Raw genomic sequence first — 20570 nt, 5'->3', positions numbered from 1 at the left:
AGAAAGTTATGGCTCACTCCTACTATGAATGTAACTTGACCGAAGACATGGGTTGCGGTGATGCTGTTGGGCTAGCACCCCGTCGTACCGCTTCCACAAATTGGCTGACGCGAATCGGGTCAATGGGTTGCTCAATTCGCCCCCGTCGTTTCAGGGAACTGGAGACAATTACTCCGTCAGCGGCTTGCATCAAGGTGGGAATATTTTCCCAGTTGGCACCACTCCCAATAAATACAGGCGTTCCATTGGCGGCGGCTGAGGCAAGTTCTAAGTCTTCGAGACTGGGAGGACTCCCCGTTGCCCATCCAGAGAGGATGACGCCATCGGCTAACCCCCGTTCAATGGTTTCTTGTACCGCTGTGGTCAAATTGGGTGATCCCAAAGGGCGTCCATGCTTAACCAAGACATCGGCTAAAATTTGTACATCACTACCGAGTTCCCGGCGATACCGCAAGAGTTCGTAAGCTTGTCCTTCGATTAGCCCTTGATCCGTTGCCATAACGCCAGTGAGAACATTCACCCGGATAAACTGGGCGTGGACACAACTAGCGATCGCGATCGCGCTTCGGGCATCATTCCGTAACACGTTGATCCCCACGGGTAACGTGACCAAATTCATCAGCCGCTCCACCACTAAGGTCATCGCACTGACGACGACGGGATCGACTTGGTTTTTGGTAAAGGGAGCATCAAAAAAATTTTCCACAATTATGCCATCAACGCCCCCCGACGCCAGCGCTGTCGCCTCTTGTTCAGCGCGATCAATTACTGCTTTTAAACTCCCTCCCCAACGGGGAGACGTTGGCAGGGGTAACAGATGCACAACGCCAATGATTGGATTGGGTGTCTTGAAAATTTGTTGTAAGTTCACGTATCTACCTGAAAACCGTTCACAAGAATTTGACAAATAAGATAAATCATGGTATGCAGTTTAACGTTCTCGGAATCCTGACCACCGCCTTTTTTTGATCGCCAACCCTTTTATGACTGTTGATGGTGTACAACCGTAGAATCCTACCTCCATCCTTGATGCCACCGCTAAGTGGAGTAACGTTAGCTGGCGCTCGCTAATCGTCTCCTGTCCCCTAGTCAAGCGTCAAGTTCGAGAAAGTAGCCGAGTGTATTGCGTATATTAATAAAATTTTATATAAATAAGTAACGGGGTTAAACTAGAGCAACCAAAGAACATCCGGACTGGTGGAGCGTGGGTAAACTCTAAGACTATACCCCGACTGAATCAAGTAGAGCTGGGCAAAAATTAAGTGATCAGGATTAAATTAGCCTGAACTCTGGACAGGTTCTCTCCAGGATAATCACAGGTGAACTGCTCACGACTCATGCTTACTGATTAGAAGCGCTGGTAACAAAGCGCAACTCCACTCTAGTGCCGATTGTAGTAGATAACCGCATGGGCAACAAGCCAACCATTGCCATTTCTCATTTAGGCTGTGAAAAAAATCGTATTGATACGGAGCATATCCTGGGTCTGCTGGTGCAAGCAGGCTACCCAGTCGATAGCAACGAAGATTTAGCCGACTATGTTATTGTAAATACCTGTAGCTTCATCGAGGCAGCGCGGACAGAATCGGTTCGCACGTTAGTTGAGCTAGCAGAAGCGAATAAGAAAATTGTTATTGCTGGCTGCATGGCACAACATTTCCAAGCGGAATTGTTGGCAGAATTGCCAGAAGCTGTGGCGGTAGTGGGAACGGGCGATTATCAGAATATCGTCGAAGTAATCCAACGGGTGGAAACCGGAGAACGGGTAAACGCCGTCTCCGCTGAACCCACCTACATCGCCGATGAAACCATGCCGCGCTATCGCACCACCACGGAAGGAGTGGCTTACCTGCGAGTCGCCGAAGGCTGTAACTATCGGTGCGCCTTCTGTATTATTCCCTATCTGAGGGGAAACCAGCGATCGCGCCCAATTGAATCGATTGTCGCCGAAGCTGAACAATTGGCGTCCCAAGGCGTGCAGGAATTAATCCTCATTTCCCAAATCACGACCAATTATGGCGTCGATCTGTATGGAGAACCCAAGTTAGCTGAACTGTTGCGGGCATTAGGTCAGGTGGATATTCCCTGGATTCGCATGCATTATGCCTATCCAACGGGTTTAACCGAACCCGTGATCGCCGCGATTCAGGACACACCTAATGTGCTGCCTTACTTGGATTTACCCCTACAGCATTCCCATCCAGAAGTCCTGCGTGCGATGAACCGTCCTTGGCAGGGACGAGTGAATGATCAGATTATCGATCAGATTAAAGCCGCCTTGCCGAATGCGGTGCTAAGGACGACCTTTATCGTCGGGTTTCCTGGCGAGACAGAGCAGCACTTTAACCATTTGCTGCAATTTGTCCAGCATCATGAGTTTGACCACGTTGGTGTCTTTACTTTTTCTCCTGAAGAGGGTACACCAGCCTATACCTTGCCCAACCCAGTCCCCCAAGCCGTCATGGAGGAGCGTCGTCAGGCGCTGATGGCAGTTCAACAGCCAATTACGTTGAAAAAAAATCAAGGTGAAGTGGGCAAGATCGTTGACGTTCTGATTGAGCAAGAGAACCCTTCAACCGGACAACGGATCGGTCGCTCGGCTCGATTTGCCCCTGAGGTCGATGGATTAGTCTACGTCCAAGGCGAAGCCCCCTTGGGGACCATCGTGGAAGTAGAAATCACCGATGCTGGCATCTATGACCTCTATGGTTCTGTAGTCCCTAGTCCACTGTTAGTTGTCGGTTAACGGGAGTTCATGGAGCTTAAGGCAGCTTTGGCAAGTGCCAACGCCTTAACTCGGACTCTTGATCACGGACGACTGACGTTAACCATCACGAAACACTCACAACAATCGTTAAATTATGACCCTTTCATTCAATACTCTGGGCTTATCTGAAGAGCGCCTCCATCAGCTAGAAAAATTAGGTTTTGATACACCAACGCAAATTCAAGCGCAAGCCATTCCGGAACTGTTGGCGGGACGGGATGTGGTCGCTCAATCCCAAACGGGTACAGGGAAAACGGCGGCTTTTTCTCTGCCGATTTTAGAACAACTCGATCCTCATGTTCGCGGCGTACAAGCGTTAATTCTGGCACCGACACGGGAATTAGCCCGACAAGTGGCAGATGCGATTCGGGACTTGACCAGCACTCGTCGCGTCGGTATTGTCACCGTCTACGGAGGACAATCCATTGATCGCCAAATTCGTCTCTTACAACGTAATGCCCAAATGGTGGTAGGAACACCAGGACGAGTGATCGATTTGCTGGATCGAGGAGATCTGAAATTAGATCAAGTTAAATGGGTGGTCTTGGATGAAGCCGATGAAATGTTGAGCATGGGCTTTATCGATGATGTCAAGAAAATCCTCAAGCAAGCCCCCAAAGAACGCCAGACTGCCTGTTTTTCGGCAACAATGCCGAAGGCAATTCGGGATTTAGTCAAGCAGTTCCTCAAATCCCCGGTGACGGTAACGGTTGAACAACCGAAAGCCACGCCAGCACGGATTGATCAACGGGTATATATGATTCCCCGTGGCTGCTCAAAATCCAAAGCCTTACAGCCAATTTTGGCACTGGAAGACCCAGAAGCCGCATTAATTTTTGTGCGGACGCGGCGGTCAGCAGCGGAACTCACCAGTCAGTTACAAGCGGCTGGTCATAGTGTGGATGAGTATCACGGCGACCTCAGCCAAAGCCAACGGGAGCGTTTGTTGTCCCGATTCCGCCAGAGTCAGGTGCGCTGGGTGGTGGCGACGGATATTGCCGCACGGGGTCTGGATGTGGATCATCTTACTCATGTGATTAATTATGATCTGCCGGATCAGGTGGAAAGTTACATTCACCGGATTGGTCGGACGGGTCGTGCGGGAAAAACCGGAACCGCGATTTCCTTGATTCAACCCTTTGAACGGCGCAAACTGCACCAGATTGAACGGAAAGTGCGGCAGAACTTGCAGGTGTCCCGGATTCCTACGCGATCGCAAATCGAAGCCCGACGCTTGGAAAAAATGCAAGATCAGTTACGCGAGGCACTGGCTGGGGAACGGATGGCATCATTCCTGCCGATTGTGCGGGAGTTGAGCGAAGAATACGACCCCCATGCGATCGCGGCGGCGGCGTTGCAAATGGTCTATGATCACACACAACCGGATTTAACGGGTGTCGAGATTGAGTACAAGGTCGAACGTCCGAAACTGGTGAAGCGTAATAAAAAATCCAAAGAATCGGTGACTCAAAACCGTTCTCGGTAATTGATTGAGTTCATCCCATGACCAAGAGGTGTGGGATGAATTTGTCTTATGTCATTCGTCTTTTGTTATTTGTCCTTTGTTGAAAAATTCCTGCATTTAGTCAGGGCGGGTTTAGTGACATCTGGGTGGCAAGCCGCGATAATAGTGAAACCCGCCCCTACAGATCGGCATTACCATGACTCTGTCTGCTATCAACACCCCTCAAACTACAGATACCTTTGCCAAACCCTGTCAATGGTCTGGTCTAATTGAGACCTATCGGTCTTATTTACCCGTCACCGCCTCAACGCCAGTGGTGACTCTCTTGGAGGGAAATACACCGCTGATCCCTACTCCGGCGCTGTCTAAAGCGGTGGGTAAGGGAGTCAAGGTATTGGTTAAATATGATGGTCTTAACCCGACGGGTAGCTTTAAAGACCGAGGTATGACCCTAGCGATTTCTAAGGCAAAGGAAGCTGGGGCAAAAGCCGTGATTTGTGCCAGTACCGGGAATACCTCTGCCTCGGCGGCGGCTTATGCGACTCGGGGAGATATGCAGGCTTTTGTGTTAATTCCGGATGGCTATGTCGCTTTGGGGAAATTGGCGCAAGCTTTGGTGTATGGGGCGCAGGTATTGGCAATTGAGGGAAATTTTGATGACTGCTTGCGGATTGTCCAGGAGTTAGCCGAAAATTATCCGGTGACGTTGGTTAATTCAGTTAATCCCTATCGGTTGGAAGGTCAAAAAACGGGTGCGTTTGAAATTGTTGATAATTTAGGGAATGCCCCAGATTGGCTGTGTATTCCGGTGGGGAATGCTGGGAATATCACCGCGTACTGGATGGGTTTTTGCCAGTATCATCAACATGGGAAGTGCGATCGCTTACCTCGGATGATGGGATTCCAGGCGGCTGGCGCGTCGCCGTTGATCCTGGGTGAACCGGTGGCGCATCCGGAAACAATTGCCACCGCGATTCGGATTGGGAATCCGGCAAGTTGGGAGAAAGCTGTCGCGGCTAAACAGGCGAGTCAGGGAGAATTTAATAGCGTTACCGATGAGGAAATTCTGGCAGCCTATCGCCTCTTGGCATCAAAAGAAGGAATCTTTTGCGAACCCGCTAGCGCTGCATCGGTGGCGGGGTTGTTGAAAGTGAAAGATCAAGTTCCCACAGGATCAACGGTAGTTTGTGTATTGACGGGAAATGGGCTAAAAGATCCAGATACGGCGATTCAACATTGCAACAACCAATTGCAGCGAGGAATTCAATCAACGACAACCGCCGTCGCTGAGGTGATGGGATTCAGTTCAACTTAAGCTCATCCCCCCTCGTAGGCGGCTTGAGCCATGATTTCGAGTAATTCAGCACGAGTTCGTCGGATTTTTGTATCACTCAATACATTTTTCGGCTTAGTCCCTTGTTTACTAGTTTGAATAAGGGCGGGTTTTGTTGATAGGTTATCAGTGAGTGGCTAGCTTTAGTGGCTAAACCCGCCCCTACAAATGACCCTTCACGAGGTTAGAGGGTAAGCTTTTGACCAAACTTCCCATCTCCCCCTGCTTCCCTGCACCTCTGCATACCTAACTGGAACATCCCGAAACGAAGCCAACCCCACCTCTACGGGATTCACCGCCAGCATCTGAAAAAGTACTTGTGCCAAAACGTGATCGCATAATCGCATATCGGATAATGGTATGATTTCTGGATATTTGCCCTATCCATGCTTGTTCTCGGTTTGAGTTTGTCTTTATTGACGTTTAAAACCGCTGGTTTCCTTACGCCCTGACTCAGGTCATGCATCAAACCTATTCGCTCAAGCGATCGATCGCCTTCTACAATGGAAGCATCAGACCTATTCGAGGAGAACGTCATGGCAGCAGAGCGAGAATTTGATGATGCTCTACATGAAGCTGGCGTAGAGGCGGCTAATGTACTCAAAGAGTTTCTCAAGAATCCACCAACAGGAGGTGCTGAAAACGACGCCAACATGGTCAAAGTAAAAGTTGCGCTTCAGGTACTGGCGATCGCCAATGATCTACCCACTCCCCCATTTTTTATCGATTCGGGCAATCAAGCTTAAAATAGCCAGAAAATCAGTTCCTACAATCAATTGATCGACGTTCCGCCGAAACGTCTCTACCTTCTCCCGCCACACTTCGCAGACGTGAAGATCGCGGCGGGAGTTGTACAATCTAGCTTTGGCGACTTTTGCGATAAGGAATTTCCGAGTCAGTCAGGTTGGATTGAATGGGTTCGTAGTAACGACAAGACTGACAAGGACCCTCTGGGTTAACCGCACAACGCACAAGTTCAGAATTCGCATTATATTGACAACTCGCATCGCCCAGCACCCAGCGCCCATCGACCAAACTTTTCTCCGTCGGGCGCGGGGCTGATTGGACATACAGGGCAATTTTGTGTAAGCGATAACGTCCAGATTTGAGTAGATAGCGATGACGACGCTCTAAAACAGCGTAGGTTTGACCGTTATAGTCAAGATAATTACCGGGTTGGGGCGTCCAATTTAATCGGATATTACCCAGACTCTGACGCGATTGCGTCAGGATTAGCTCTGCCGGAAGAGACTCTGGCTCCATAGTGATAGGTGTGATGATGACTACACTTGGATGGTATCGCAATCATTGTTGTCATTCGTCATTGGTCCTTTGTCCTTTGTTAAAGATGACTTGCACTCTCATCGGGGCGGGTTTAGTGATATCAGGGTGAACAACCCAATTTAGTAGTAAAACCCGCCCCTACAATTACCCTATTTCGCTCATCTCCCTCATCTCCGCATGGGGTGTAGGGTGTGACCCATATCCCTCAAACAGTTAGGATGGTGCATATTGGATCAAAGTGTAGATTCTATCTAACGTTGATATGAAAATTGCAGTGAGACTAATACCTGGTGCGCTATCCGACTTATTCGCTCAAGCTAGTAGTTCTGGTAAAATTACGCTCGCTGACCGATATGGATTAATGGCAGCATTGCTAGAAGAATCACTGACTGATGAAGAAAGAGAGTGTCTCGAACGATTACTCCGGGCATTTTGCCGAGGGCGGATGAAGGTAGTGGATGAGATTTCTGCACTCGGATAAGTCATCTTGACTTCTCCCCCGGTTAAAACACGGGGGATTCTAAGAGGATACTGCGGGACGGGCTGAAGCCGCGTCCCTCCGTTTCGTCTTCTTAGAGTTCCAGAGGAAAACTCTAGATGGCGCAGTCAAAAACGCCCTACTGACCTTGGCTAGATCTAGACCTAACTGTATCTCTACTTTGCGGAGAATATTGGCAGCGCCATTAGCATCGGCGTTGACAAACTCTCCGTTTTTGGTACGGTACATTCCTCGTTTTACTCGCTTCCCACTCGGCATCCACCCTTCCGGGCCTGAGCCGAATACAGGTAGAGGATCGTTGTCGAGAAAACTCGCTTTAGAGGTATAGCTTTCTTCAGTTTCTACAAACTGAATTCCATGTTGTTTGCACAGTTGCTCAATCCGGTTTTTGAGACGAGCGGTAGGAATTTGAACAAACTCCTGATTCGTCTTTTTCCCTAACTCAATCCCATCTTTATTGCGTCGATTCCAACCGAAAACGACTGTTCCAATTCGATAGTGGAGACAATGGTTGACAACAACACGAGCGGCTTGGTTAATCGCATCTCTCACTTGCCTATTGCGCCTTTCCGTAAGAGAGGCTAATTCTTCGTTCCAAAATCCTTGAGCTTTCCCCAGCTTAATGGTTGCAACCCGTTTGTTGTAGAGCTGATTAAGACTCTTTAGTTTGCGTCCATCAACGATAAAGCTGGTTTCTGTGTTAGAGACACAGGTCATCCAGTTGTCAAGTCCGGGGTCGATTCCTAGAACTCGTGAGGAATCTACATCTGCTGTTACAGAAGGCAGGAGGTAGACAAACTCAATATAGAAGCAACCGTTGCGGGGAAGGATTCTCAGCTCTTTAATATCTCTGAAGTTAAGATTAGATGGCATCGGAATAAAGAAATCCGCTATCTTGAACCATGTCTTAACTAGCGTTCCTAGAGGTATTCTGATTTGACCATCTTTGATCTTCAAAGCTTGCTTAGGATAACTGACAGCAGAAAGACCGCCTTTCTTTAAATACTTAGGCAGTCTAGGATTGTCCGCTATTTTTCCTTTTCTGAATGCCTTCATCAACCCACCGAAGGACTTGAAGGATTCGCTAACCGTTCTTAGCGCTTGTTGAGCTGTTTGAGAGTAGAGGACTTGGAAGTGCTTGTTGTTTTTGTACTCCTTTTCTAGGTCATATTTACCGATAATCCGCCGACGCTTAAACCAGATTTGACGAGCATAATAAATACCACAGTTCATTAAGTTATTTGCCTCAGCGCAAATAAACTCCAAAACGGCGGCTAGCTCTTTATCTGAGTTGAACAATACTTGCTGACAACCGTACAAGAATATTATCACCTCCTTGTTTAGGGTTATATTATATCACTTAAGGGAATTGTTGCGGGATAAATCCCGCCGTCTTTACGACTTGCTCGGTTTCATCCCTCGGATGAATCGCGAGGGCTTTCACCATCGCTTATCTGTAAGTTACGATTTCGCGATCGCGCCCTAACACCTCAACCACTAGATGCTTCTGCTAGTATAGGACGCGATGCTAATTGACTTCCGTAATACCAATACAGTCTGGGCTTCTATACTGGTGGAAACGTTAACGCGGTTGGGCTTAACCACAGCCGTCTTGTGTCCCGGTTCACGTTCCACCCCGCTTACTGTTGCCTTTGCTCAACACAGCCAAATTGAGGCAATTCCCATTCTCGATGAACGTTCGGCTGCCTTTTTTGCCTTAGGAGTTGCCCGAAAATCAGGACTACCTGTGGCGCTGGTTTGTACCTCAGGAACAGCCGGGGCGAATTTCTACCCCGCGATTATTGAAGCCCGAGAAAGCCGTGTCCCCCTATTAATTTTAACCGCAGACCGTCCCCCCGAACTGCGCGATTGTCACTCCGGGCAAACGATTGACCAAGTAAAACTCTATGGTCATTATCCCAACTGGCAAACAGAATTAGCCGTACCGTCTCTGGATATCGGGATGTTGAGATATTTGCGACAAACCGTAATTCACGCCTGGGAGCGATCGCGCTTTCCGGTTCCGGGTATTGTTCATTTAAATTGCCCATTTCGTGATCCTTTAGCCCCGATTCCTGATCCCGCCGTCACCGAGTTACAATCCCAATTTCAGGCTGACGATTTCTTCGCCGCTGTCACTCCTGCACCCCTACGCCCCCACCCTCCTGCACCTCTGCATGGGATTCCCTATCCTGAATGGCAAGCGTGCGATCGCGGTTTAATTATTGCAGGGTTAGCCCAACCCCAAAACCCCAAAGCTTATTGTCAGGCTGTTGCCCAACTTTCCCAAGCCCTAAACTTTCCTGTATTAGCAGAAGGGCTTTCCCCCCTGAGAAACTACGCCAACCTCAATCCTTATCTCATTTCTACTTATGATTTAATCCTCCGGAATCGCCAACTGGCTCAACAACTAACACCGACTATTGTTATTCAAATTGGTGAACTTCCCACCAGTAAAGAACTACGCGCTTGGTTAAATACTTGTCAACCCCAACGCTGGATTATTGACCCTTGTGATCATAACTTAGATGCCCTGCATGGGAAAACCACGCATCTGCGGATTTCTATCGAAGATATTGGACAATGGCTAACCACGAATAAGACCCAAAATCAGACTGTAGGGGCGGGTTTAACAGATAACGTTGTTGACAAAACCGATAACAGAACTCAATCCACCCCGATAGAGGAACAGGGGAGAACTATATCAAAACAAAACCCACATTACCTCAAAACATGGTGTGACGCAGAAACGCAAGTGAGAGCAGCCGTTGACCAAACCCTAGCAGAAATGCCGCAATTATTTGAAGGAAAAGCCGCCTGGATACTCTCTCAATCTTTACCCACAGGGACACCTTTATTTATTGCCAATAGTATGCCCGTGCGGGATGTCGAATTCTTTTGGTCGCCAGGGAATACAGAAATTCAGCCCTGGTTTAATCGCGGTGCGAATGGCATTGATGGCACCTTATCCACAGCGTTAGGAATTGCTCACCGGAATCAGAGTGCCGTAATGCTAACGGGAGACTTAGCCTTATTACATGATACCAATGGCTTTTTACTCAACAATAAACTTATCGGTCATCTCACCATCATCTTAATCAACAATAACGGCGGTGGTATTTTTGAAATGTTGCCCATTTCCGACTTTGAGCCACCCTTTGAAGAATTCTTTGCCACCCCCCAACATATAGACTTTGCACAATTATGTTTAACCTACGGGGTAGAACATCAACGGATTGAATCGTGGCAACAATTACAGCAATTACTAAATCCATTACCGAGTAAAGGGATTCGAGTATTAGAAATACCCACAAATCGCAAAGCAGACGCAACGTGGCGGAAAACGTATCTAGGTTCGTTCGTAGTAGAGGAACTTTAGCCTTTCCAAGTTTGCCGTAAGAACATTAACCTTTGATGTTGGGTTTCCTGGATCAACCCCAACCTACAACCATTCCGCTTAAATCTGTCAGACTCAGACTTATATTTTAAACGTTTAGTAACCCCCCGTCACCCGCCAAGAACTCAAGTTCTTGGCTTATAGCTTAAGTCCACTCGTGTTTAGTCGTCTTTAGACGACTTAAGCTTTTAGCCAGGGATTTGAATCCCTGGCGGGTTGTTGTGCGACAGGTGTTAACATTTTTATTCACTCAGCATTGAATCCTTGTTCAAAAGCGTCAATCGCTTCAATTTGGTCGGAAATGAAAACACACTGTTCGAGCAAAGCTATATCTAATCCTGGCAATAATTCACTGGTTACGGTTTGTTCATACCCATACGTGTCCTCAAAGACAGATGGCGTTTCCTCTCGTAAATGGTAAAGTTTGAGTCGATTCGTTTTCCAGAGCCATACCTCAGTGACTCCCAAGCGTCGATAGATATCTAGCTTATCAATACTCCCACTGGTAAGAATAACTTCCACCGCTAAATCTGGGATATCTTTCTCCTCTCCGATGCAGTAACATTCATCTGGTTCAGCGCCCACTTTTTTAAGTTGCTTCTTGACTCTGGTACTCCCCATTGGCGTGTGCTTGATTCGGTTTTTTATCAAATAAAACTCGATCAGAGTGGCTAGACGCTTTTTGAGTTTTTCATGTCTCAAAGACGGTGACACGATTTCTAACACTCCATCCAAATAGGTGATGCGGTAATGAGAGTTGTCTCCCAGTTTTACTAGGAGGGCTTCGTATTGATTCCAGCTTACCTCACTGGTTGTGAATCTCTCCTCCGGGTCATCAATTTGAGTCAATTCTGGCTCGTTAATCAGTTCTTGGAGGCTATTTACCATTATTTCTTGTCCTATTTAGTCAGGTTAGAGTTGATTGCGATCGCGCAATTATTTCTCAGCAACTGGACAGCATTATTACCCTTTAATTTTCTTGGTGGCGGCTGACACTGAATACAAGGTAGTTGTAGGGAATTACCTCTGTGGGATCGAATTGGCTGACTATTTGACCGTTAGTTGGATTGTATACCCAGTCTTCCCAATCCCAGCTAGTTTGTAGAGATTCAGGAATTTGTATAGCCAGATAGTAACCTTCGGCAAGGCGTGCGCGGGTGCTGTCGTTGCTAAAGTCAAGTCCCAGGTCAAACTTTTGAGCTATATAGTTTTTGTAGCGATTAGCTAATAAGCTGATTAAAGCAATACCTAGCTCAGAGAAAAGTCCAATTGCCGGATTGGCAATCATTGTAAATAAGGTAAGTCCTGGCTGAAATAAAGGAGACTCTAGACGTTTAAGTATACGTTCATCTTCTTCATTCTTGACGTTAACAGCGGCACAACGAAATGCCGCACCTTGGACGCCTACATTCAGTGCGGTAAAAATCGGTTGATTTAGATTGGCTACTGATTTCTCACGGACTCGCTGAGTCGTCGGAAAGTTCAGCGATTCTACATGATCGTTGAGTTGATGAGTCGCCTCAAAATTCAATAATATTTGGTGCGTTCCGCCACCAGGATAAGCTTCTACATACATCTGCTTGAGTATGATTTGAATGGGAGTATTCTGTAGCGTGTGGTCAGCATTAATATCGCTGGCTGATTGGATAGATAGTTCTGCGTTATTTAATTCAGGAACTGAATATCCAAAAATATGTGGGTGCAACCAGGGTTTATGATAAGGCTTTCGCTCGGCTTTGGCTTGTCGCAACACTTCCTCCAACCGTTGAAAAGTTGGGGGACGCAAGACATCTAGTTGAAATATCTCACGGGCGCTATCGGTTAATCCCCGAATTAATTGGGTGGCGACTGAGCGAAATGGTACATCATCGCCACCTTTGGGGCGACAAATGACCAGCAGAATCCGCATTTTACTGCTGTCTGTTTCGGGAAGCTGGGGAGGTTGTTGGGGATTAGGGTAAGTGCGGACAAACGCCCCCGTCTGTAACACCAATGGCAAATTATGATCAGGATTACGAATGAGTTCCCAGGGAATAGCCGCCGCATCGGTGACACCTGTAACAATTTCTACACGAGTATGATTCAGTCGGTGGCGCAATTGTGACCAAATTTGGCGGGTGTCGTCGTTGGCTTGAAATAGTTTCTCGAACAGTTCCACCCCAATGGCTACCATTTGCTGTTCAATATTTGCCGCAATTGTCGGCGCGGGGACTTGCGGGTATTCGAGGAAGTCTTCCAGATACCAGCGGATTTTTTCTTGGTCTTGTTCGTTGATGTTGAACTTAAAATAGACAGTTGTACTCTGACTCGTTACTTTGTCATCTAGAACAACATCTACTCGGTAAGAGTCGGGTGGGTTTTCAACCTGTTGAGTGAGGCGAAGTGTTAACATTCACAGCATGGATCGATTAGTCATTTAATCTACTTTAACTCATGACTGAGAATTTATAATAAAATGAAGTTCTAAGCTGATATCCAACTCATGACCGTAACCCCCCTTCCACTCACCAATCTTCGCCTGATTACTACGGCTGATTACCATCGAATGGCAGAGGTCGGTATTTTAGCAGCGGATGAACAAGTTGAACTCATCGCCGGACAAATAATTCGGAAAATGCCCAAAGGTCCTGCCCATAGCGCACTGTGTAAACGCCTGGAAAAATGTTTGGAAAAGCTGCTGGGGGATCAAGTCTTAGTACGACTGCAAGATCCGATTCAACTCGATCCCTACTCAGAACCAGAACCTGACATTGCCGTCGTTCATTCCCATGCTAACTTTTATGCTGACTCTCATCCTCGCCCAGAGGAGGTTTACCTGATTGTCGAAATTGCTGATACGACAATCAATCGAGATTTAGGAACTAAAGCCAATCTTTACGCCGCCGCAGGTATTGTTGACTATTGGGTGTTTAATGTGACAACCCAGCAACTCCACGTTTTTAGAGAACCCCAAGTAGAGGGTTATCAACGTCAGTTAATTCTCAAAGGACAACAGTCGATTGATATTCTGGCTTTTCCTAATTGTGTGATTACGGTGAACGAGTGTTTTAGGATACGATAAATTTGCCTTAAAGTCCTGATTTCTTTATCATTTAGACTAAGATTACCTGACGACAAACCCAATTATAGTAACCGACATAGCGGTTAGGACATATCATTTATGTAGAGACGTTGCATGCAACGTCTCTACAATGGTGACGAACGTCCTAATCAATGTGTCTACTGCTATAAAACCATGACTGACTTGGCAAGTCTAAATTGATACATTACTCTGGTAGGGGCACCATCCTTGCGCCCATAAACATGAGGGGAGAAAAGCGAATGGCAATCAACAATCATCTATCCCCAATCAGCCAGGAAGAAATTCGCGTGCGCGGTACAGTACAAGGGGTGGGATTTCGCCCAACGGTGTATCGTTTGGCAAAGGCGTGTAATCTAGTTGGAGAAGTCTGTAATGATGGTCAAGGTGTCTTAATTTACGTATCAGGAACAACAGACGCGATCGCAGATTTTGTGCAACGCTTACAAACAGACTGCCCTCCCCTTGCCAAAATTGAATCGATTGACCGTACTTCTGATCAAGGCGATCGCACGTTCGATGACTTTACTATTACTCAGAGTGTCAATAGTACCGTTCAAACCCAAATTCCCCCTGACGCCGCTACCTGTCCCCAATGTCAAGTCGAAACCTTTGATTCGCGATCGCGCTGGTACAATTACCCGTTTACCAATTGTACCCATTGTGGTCCGCGTCTTTCTATTATTCGCTCGATTCCCTATGACCGTAACCAGACTAGCATGGCAGAGTTTGCGATGTGTCCCGATTGCGCCAGGGAATACCACGATATCGAAAATCGCCGCTTCCACGCCCAACCGATCGCTTGTCCGGTTTGTGGACCAAGGGTATGGTTAGAAGGGGCAAATGGTGAAAAAATTGATACATCTGACCCTATCGATACCGTTTCTACTCTTCTGAAACAAGGGGAAATCGTGGCAATTAAAGGATTAGGCGGGATTCATTTAGCCTGTGATGCCACCAATGAAACCACAGTACAACAGTTGCGATCGCGCAAGCAACGGTATCATAAACCCTTTGCGTTGATGGCGCGAGATTTAGGCGTGATTGAACAGTATTGTACTTTGAATGATCAGGAAAAGGAATTATTACAAAGTCCCGCCGCACCCATTGTTTTAATCGACGTTATCCCTAATCGCGCCAATTGTAGAGACGCGCCATGGCGCGTCTCTACACCCAAAATTGCGGCTTCAGTCGCACCGGGACAAACAACGTTGGGGTTTATGCTACCCTATACTCCCCTACACCATCTAATCATGCAACGGCTGGATGATCCGATTATTTTAACCAGTGGGAATCTCTCCGATGAACCGCAATGTATCGATAATCAAGACGCCCGCTTAAAATTAGGTAAAATTGCTGATTATTTGCTGTTGCATAACCGTGATATTGTCAATCGTGTCGATGATTCGGTGGTGCGAGTTATACAGTCAAAACAACAACCTCAAAACTTTGAGGGGGGCGGGTTTAGTCACATCAGGGTGACAAATAACGATAATAGTCAAACTATCAAGCAAAACATCAAAACTCAAAACTTTAATGGGGGCGGGTTTAGTCACATCAGGGTGACAAACAACGATAATAGTCAAACCCGCCCCTACAAAGGAACTATGGCAAGACATCTCCACACCCAAACCCTACGTCGCGCCCGTGGATATGCACCAAAACCGATTAATTTACCCCCAGGATTTGAAAAATGTCCGCCGATTTTGGCGATGGGGAGTGAACTCAAAAATACGTTCTGTTTATTACGAGACGGGCAAGCCATATTATCTCAACATTTAGGAGACTTAGAGAATGCTGCTGCCTTTAACGCTTACCAGACTACCCTAAATCTCTACCTAAACTTATTTGACCATAAACCGAGTGCGATCGCTACAGACAAACATCCCGAATACCTCTCTACTAAACTCGGACAAGAACTCGCTACCGCGAATAATCTTCCCTTACAGTCTATCCAACATCATCATGCCCATATTGCTGCTTGTATGGCAGAAAATGGTATCCCACTCACGACTCCCCCTGTATTAGGAATCGCCTTAGATGGATTAGGCTATGGTGAAGACGGCACAATTTGGGGTGGAGAATTCCTCTTAGCCGATTATCAGGGATTTAAACGATTAGGCAAATTTAAACCCATCGCCATGATTGGCGGAGAACAGGCAATTTATCAACCCTGGCGCAATACCTACGCCCATTTAATGGCAGCATGGGACTGGAACACGTTAAAACAAGAGTATGGCGAGTTAGACCTGATTCAATTTCTGGATCAAAAACCCCATCCCTTGCTGAATCAACTCATGGAAAAAGGGATTAACTCCCCCCTCGCCTCATCTGCTGGACGATTATTTGATGCAGTAGCGGCGGCGTTGGGGATTTGTCAGTCAGACTGTAGCTATGAAGGGCAAGCGGCGATTGAAATGGAAGCCCTAGTTACCCCAGATAGCTTAAATTATGTTAAAGAAGTAGGGGCATATCCCTTTAAAATTGGCAAACTAGATCAGGAAACCGAATTAATTTTAGACCCTTATCCCCTATGGCTTGCATTATTGGACGATTTACAGCAAACTATGTCAAAGTCCCTCATTGCCGCCAAATTTCACCAAGGATTAGCCGACGCGATCGCGAATATGGTTCAGCAGTTACGTCCTGATTTAATCAGCAATCAAGTGATCCTCACCGGAGGTGTGTTTCAAAACCGAATTTTATTGACCCAAGTTAGGGGAAATTTAGAGAGGATGGGGATGAGAGTATTGACACACAGCTTAGTTCCACCCAATGATGGAGGATTATCATTAGGACAAGCCGTAATCGCCGCAAGATCTCTAGGCGGGTTGAGGGACAATTTGTAGGGGCGGGTTGAGGGACAATTTGTAGGGGCGGGTTGAGGGATAATTTGTAGGGGCGGGTTGAGGGATAATTTGTAGGGGCGGGTTTAGGGACTCAATTAGATGTCACCGATAACCTTTCCACAAAACCCGCCCTCCCTACCGATAACCTTTCCACAAAACCCGCCCTCCTCCAAATTCAAACCTAGGCTTTCCCAGGACAACAAACCACCCAAAACAACCCACAAAGGACAACAGAAAAATGTGTTTAGGTATTCCCGGTCAAATTACTGAAATCACAGATAGAGAACACCAACTCGCCATGGTCAATATTGGCGGCGTCCAACGCCAAGTTAATATTGCCTGTATTATTGATGAAAATCATCCCATTGACACCTGTATTAACGATTGGGTATTAGTTCACGTTGGCTTTGCCATGAATCGCCTTGATGAACAGGAAGCCGCCGAAACCTTACAATTACTCCAAGAACTCGCCTTAGCTGAATAAACCCTATCAAATCCCAATCATCCTATCTTGATGAGAGAACTAAATTCTCTGTGTAATCAGTGTTAATAAACTCTCACCTCCCTACCCCTATCTCCCCAATAAATCCGTGAAATCAGTGTTTTGACCAATGACAACTAACGAATTATGAAATACGTTGACGAATTTCGCGATCCCCAAAAAGCCAAAGCCCTACTGCGAGAAATCCAAACCCTAACCACTCAATTAGGCAAAACCTCAACCCAACCGCTAAAAGTGATGGAAGTCTGTGGCGGTCATACCCATTCCATCTTTAAATATGGACTCGAAGAAATCCTACCCGACACCATCGAATTAATCCATGGTCCCGGCTGTCCCGTCTGTGTCATGCCCAGGGGACGCCTAGATGACGCGATCGCGATCGCAGATTATCCTAATGTTATCCTCACCACCTTTGGTGACGCCATGCGGGTTCCCGGTTCCCAGAAAAGCCTCCTCCAAGCCAAAGCAGCCGGGGCGGATATTCGTATGGTTTATTCTCCCCTAGATAGCCTACAAATTGCTAAAAATAACCCCGATAAAGAGGTGGTTTTCTTCGGACTTGGCTTTGAAACCACCGCCCCCAGTACCGCGTTAACCATCCTACAGGCTGATGCTGAAGGACTGCAAAACTTCAGTATGTTCTGTAATCACGTTCTAGTCATTCCCGCCTTACAAGCCTTATTAGACAATCCCGATTTACAACTCGATGCCTTTATTGGTCCGGGTCATGTCAGTATGGTCATTGGTACAGAACCCTATCACTTTATTGCCCAACAGTACCAAAAACCGTTAGTGGTTTCCGGCTTTGAACCCTTGGATATTTTGCAATCCCTGTGGATGATTTTGCAGCAACTGATTCAAGGACGCTGTGAGGTGGAAAATCAATATGACCGAATTGTCCAACCCCAAGGAAATCGCGTCGCCTTAGACGCGATGAACACCGTCTTTGAAGTGCGGCAAAAATTTGAATGGCGGGGACTCGGTGATATTCCCAATTCGGGGTTCAAAATTCGCCCCGACTACGCCCAATTTGATGCCGAAGTTAAATTTACCCTTCCCAATCGTCAAGTCGCGGATCACAAAGCCTGTCAATGTGGCGAAATCCTCAAAGGCGTCATGAAACCTTGGCAATGTAAAGTTTTTGGTACAGCTTGTACACCAGAAAACCCAATTGGAACTTGTATGGTATCCTCAGAAGGAGCTTGTGCGGCGTATTACAAATATGGACGCCTATCCAAAGTTGCCAAAACCGCCGTCGGCATCAATTAATCCCCTGTAGGGGCGACCCGCCTGCATCAATTAACAACACCTGTCCACCCAATTAAATCGGGTCGCCCTCTCCTCAACCCCCTGTGTTACAATATATGTCCGAAAATAACATTTGTTAGGGTGGGTTCACGCCAAAACTTGATCGACAAAACCGATAATTAAACTACAAAATCCGTTCGTTTCTTCCCATACAATGCGGTTAAAACACAGTTTTAGATGGGAGAATAAACAGTTATGCCATTTGTCACCGTTCAGATAGCCAAAGGTCACTCGGTTGATCAAAAACGTGAACTTGCCAAAGCCCTCACAGATACCCTCGTTTCCACCTTAGGTACAAAACCCGAATGGGTAACCATTCACATTGATGAATTTGAGCGAGAAAATTGGGCAGTTGGCGGTGAATTACATTCCGATAAACCCGGTAAAGGAGGTAAGCATCACACCTAAAATAGAGGCTGTTGAATAAGTGTTATCGTCAGGGGAAGATGGGGGAGATGAGGAAGATGGAGGACATTGTGTAGGGATTCACTTTTACTACTATCTTTTGAAATGGTGCGTTACGCTTACGCTAACGCACCCTACTGGCTTGACACAGCTAAAATTGTGGAATAGATTTGACCATTGAATCGGGCGCAAGTCTTTGCGCCCCTACAGTTTCCGGGCGTAATTCTAATTCATCAAATAAGGTGTGCCACGCCACTACACTCGCTCTCCTCACCCTACACCCACCCCGACCACATTACAAATCATAGCCAATATAGGTGAATGACCAATGACGCTAAAAATCCCAATCATCCTATCCTGATGAGAGAACTAAATTCTCTGTGTAATCAGTGTTAATAAGCTCTCACTTCCCTACCCCTATCTCCCCAAGAAATCCGTGAAATCAGTGTTTTGACAAATGACCAATAACCAAAATCCCCTCTTCCAAAAAATCGAACAAATCCGACGCCGCCCTAGTAAAGTTAAAGATACTGCCATTACCCTGGCACATGGCAGTGGTGGCAAAGCGATGCGGGATTTAATTGATGATGTTTTTGTCGGGAGTTTCGATAATCCCATCCTTTCCCAACTGGAAGATCAAGCTACAATACCCCTCGCCCAACTCATCAGTCAGGGCGATCGATTAGCCTTTACCACGGATTCTTATGTCGTTGATCCCCTCTTTTTTCCCGGTAGTAATATTGGTGAATTAGCCATCAATGGAACCGTCAATGATTTAGCCGTCAGTGGGGCAAAACCCCTCTATTTAACCTGTAGCATGATTATGGAAGAAGGACTTCCGGTTGAAACCTTACGGCAAGTCGTTCTCAGTATGAAAAACGCCGCAGACGCTGCTGGGGTGCAGGTGGTGACTGGGGATACTAAAGTTGTTCATCGGGGTTCGGCGGATAAACTGTTTATTAATACAGCCGGAATTGGCGTAATTCGAGATAATGTTTCGAGTTCCGCCCATCAGATTAAACCCGGTGATGCGGTAATTATTAATGGTCAATTGGGAAATCATGGTGCGGCTATTTTAATCGCCCGTGGGGAATTAGCCTTGTCAACCGACATTAAAAGCGATTGTCAACCGTTAAATGGGTTAGTGAATGCCATTCTTGAGGTTTGTCCCCAAATTCACGCGATGCGGGATGCGACTCGTGGTGGTGTCGCTACGGTGTTAAATGAATTTGCCCAAAGTTCTGAAGTGGGGATTCGTGTGAATGAAGCCGCGATTCCGATTCGGGAAGAGGTGAATGGAGTTTGTGAGATTCTGGGATTAGATCCGTTATATCTTGCCAATGAAGGGAAACTGGTGGTTATTGTACCGCGATCGCACGCTGAATCTGTATTATCGGTGATGAAGTCTCACCCAGCCGGAGAGGAGTCCTCTATTATTGGTGAAGTGATTGATTCCCCTGCGGGTGTGGTATTACTGCAAACGGCGTTTGGGGCGGAACGGATTGTCGATATGCTAGTGGGGGATCAACTTCCCAGAATTTGTTAACTTGTCCGCCGTAAGTCCCCCGTCATAATTTTAAATTTGACGGTGGGATATAAGGCGGTTTTAGTGTTATAAGAGATGCAAACGGTTATACAGGAATGTTCTTCCGGGCTTGTGAGAGTGAAAGGTAGGCTTATAC

General features: G+C 46.7%; 17 protein-coding genes. 12 read left to right on the top strand and 5 right to left on the bottom strand.

Annotation, left to right across the window (positions count from 1 at the left end):
• Positions 1-22 precede the first annotated feature (22 nt).
• Positions 23-871, bottom strand: coding sequence for a photosystem I biogenesis protein BtpA (gene btpA, locus RIE73_RS30955; protein ID WP_446404816.1), 849 nt, complete (start codon positions 869-871; stop codon positions 23-25).
• 537 nt (positions 872-1408) lie between these two features.
• On the opposite strand from btpA, the gene rimO reads away from it, so the two are divergent.
• From rimO to RIE73_RS30935, 4 genes are all read left to right on the top strand, one after another.
• Positions 1409-2746, top strand: coding sequence for a 30S ribosomal protein S12 methylthiotransferase RimO (rimO, locus tag RIE73_RS30950; protein ID WP_446404853.1), 1338 nt, complete (start codon positions 1409-1411; stop codon positions 2744-2746).
• Positions 2747-2861: 115 nt separating this feature from the next.
• Positions 2862-4253, top strand: a complete 1392-nt coding sequence (locus RIE73_RS30945) for a DEAD/DEAH box helicase (protein ID WP_446404815.1) — start codon at positions 2862-2864, stop codon at positions 4251-4253.
• 169 nt (positions 4254-4422) lie between these two features.
• The gene (thrC, locus tag RIE73_RS30940; RefSeq protein ID WP_446404852.1) at positions 4423-5547 is read left to right on the top strand and encodes a threonine synthase; all 1125 of its coding nucleotides are present in this window, start codon (positions 4423-4425) and stop codon (positions 5545-5547) included.
• Between the two features lie 554 nt (positions 5548-6101).
• A complete protein-coding gene (locus RIE73_RS30935; RefSeq protein WP_446404814.1) occupies positions 6102-6311 on the top strand; it encodes a hypothetical protein in 210 nt (69 codons plus the stop codon).
• A gap of 112 nt (positions 6312-6423) precedes the next feature.
• Here RIE73_RS30935 and RIE73_RS30930 read toward each other — a convergent pair whose 3' ends face one another.
• Complete coding sequence (locus RIE73_RS30930; protein WP_446404813.1) at positions 6424-6828, bottom strand: DUF6464 family protein; 405 nt, start codon at positions 6826-6828, stop codon at positions 6424-6426.
• 283 nt (positions 6829-7111) lie between these two features.
• Here RIE73_RS30930 and RIE73_RS30925 point away from each other — a divergent pair, with 283 nt between their 5' ends.
• Entirely contained in the window at positions 7112-7330 is a 219-nt protein-coding gene (locus RIE73_RS30925; RefSeq protein WP_446404812.1) for a hypothetical protein, read from the top strand.
• 39 nt (positions 7331-7369) lie between these two features.
• Here RIE73_RS30925 and RIE73_RS30920 read toward each other — a convergent pair whose 3' ends face one another.
• Positions 7370-8668, bottom strand: a complete 1299-nt coding sequence (locus RIE73_RS30920) for an RNA-guided endonuclease InsQ/TnpB family protein (RefSeq protein WP_446404851.1) — start codon at positions 8666-8668, stop codon at positions 7370-7372.
• Positions 8669-8873: 205 nt separating this feature from the next.
• Between RIE73_RS30920 and menD the strand changes: the two genes are divergently transcribed.
• Positions 8874-10727, top strand: a complete 1854-nt coding sequence (gene menD, locus RIE73_RS30915; RefSeq protein WP_446404811.1) for a 2-succinyl-5-enolpyruvyl-6-hydroxy-3-cyclohexene-1-carboxylic-acid synthase — start codon at positions 8874-8876, stop codon at positions 10725-10727.
• A gap of 264 nt (positions 10728-10991) precedes the next feature.
• On the opposite strand, the gene RIE73_RS30910 is transcribed toward menD, so the two are convergent.
• Positions 10992-11633 (bottom strand): Uma2 family endonuclease, encoded by a 642-nt coding sequence (locus RIE73_RS30910; RefSeq protein WP_446404810.1) that lies wholly within the window; start codon positions 11631-11633, stop codon positions 10992-10994.
• A gap of 82 nt (positions 11634-11715) precedes the next feature.
• Entirely contained in the window at positions 11716-13137 is a 1422-nt protein-coding gene (locus RIE73_RS30905; RefSeq protein WP_446404809.1) for a hypothetical protein, read from the bottom strand.
• Positions 13138-13227: 90 nt separating this feature from the next.
• On the opposite strand from RIE73_RS30905, the gene RIE73_RS30900 reads away from it, so the two are divergent.
• From RIE73_RS30900 to hypE, 6 genes are all read left to right on the top strand, one after another.
• Positions 13228-13806, top strand: coding sequence for a Uma2 family endonuclease (locus RIE73_RS30900; protein WP_446404808.1), 579 nt, complete (start codon positions 13228-13230; stop codon positions 13804-13806).
• Between the two features lie 260 nt (positions 13807-14066).
• Entirely contained in the window at positions 14067-16673 is a 2607-nt protein-coding gene (gene hypF / locus RIE73_RS30895) for a carbamoyltransferase HypF (RefSeq protein ID WP_446404807.1), read from the top strand.
• Positions 16674-16911: 238 nt separating this feature from the next.
• On the top strand, positions 16912-17157 hold the full coding sequence (locus tag RIE73_RS30890) for a HypC/HybG/HupF family hydrogenase formation chaperone (RefSeq protein ID WP_446404806.1): 246 nt from the start codon (positions 16912-16914) through the stop codon (positions 17155-17157).
• Positions 17158-17301: 144 nt separating this feature from the next.
• Positions 17302-18444, top strand: coding sequence for a hydrogenase formation protein HypD (hypD, locus tag RIE73_RS30885; RefSeq protein WP_446404805.1), 1143 nt, complete (start codon positions 17302-17304; stop codon positions 18442-18444).
• A gap of 234 nt (positions 18445-18678) precedes the next feature.
• Positions 18679-18891 (top strand): tautomerase family protein, encoded by a 213-nt coding sequence (locus RIE73_RS30880; RefSeq protein WP_006106176.1) that lies wholly within the window; start codon positions 18679-18681, stop codon positions 18889-18891.
• A gap of 454 nt (positions 18892-19345) precedes the next feature.
• Positions 19346-20434, top strand: a complete 1089-nt coding sequence (hypE, locus tag RIE73_RS30875; protein ID WP_446404804.1) for a hydrogenase expression/formation protein HypE — start codon at positions 19346-19348, stop codon at positions 20432-20434.
• The last annotated feature ends 136 nt before the right edge of the window (positions 20435-20570 follow it).

The sequence above is a fragment of the Coleofasciculus sp. C1-SOL-03 genome (assembly GCF_040220555.1).
In the GTDB taxonomy this organism is placed as follows: Bacteria; Cyanobacteriota; Cyanobacteriia; order Cyanobacteriales; family Coleofasciculaceae; genus Coleofasciculus.
Note: the sequence above shows the minus strand (reverse complement) of the source record. Positions and strands in the feature narration are given on the sequence as shown.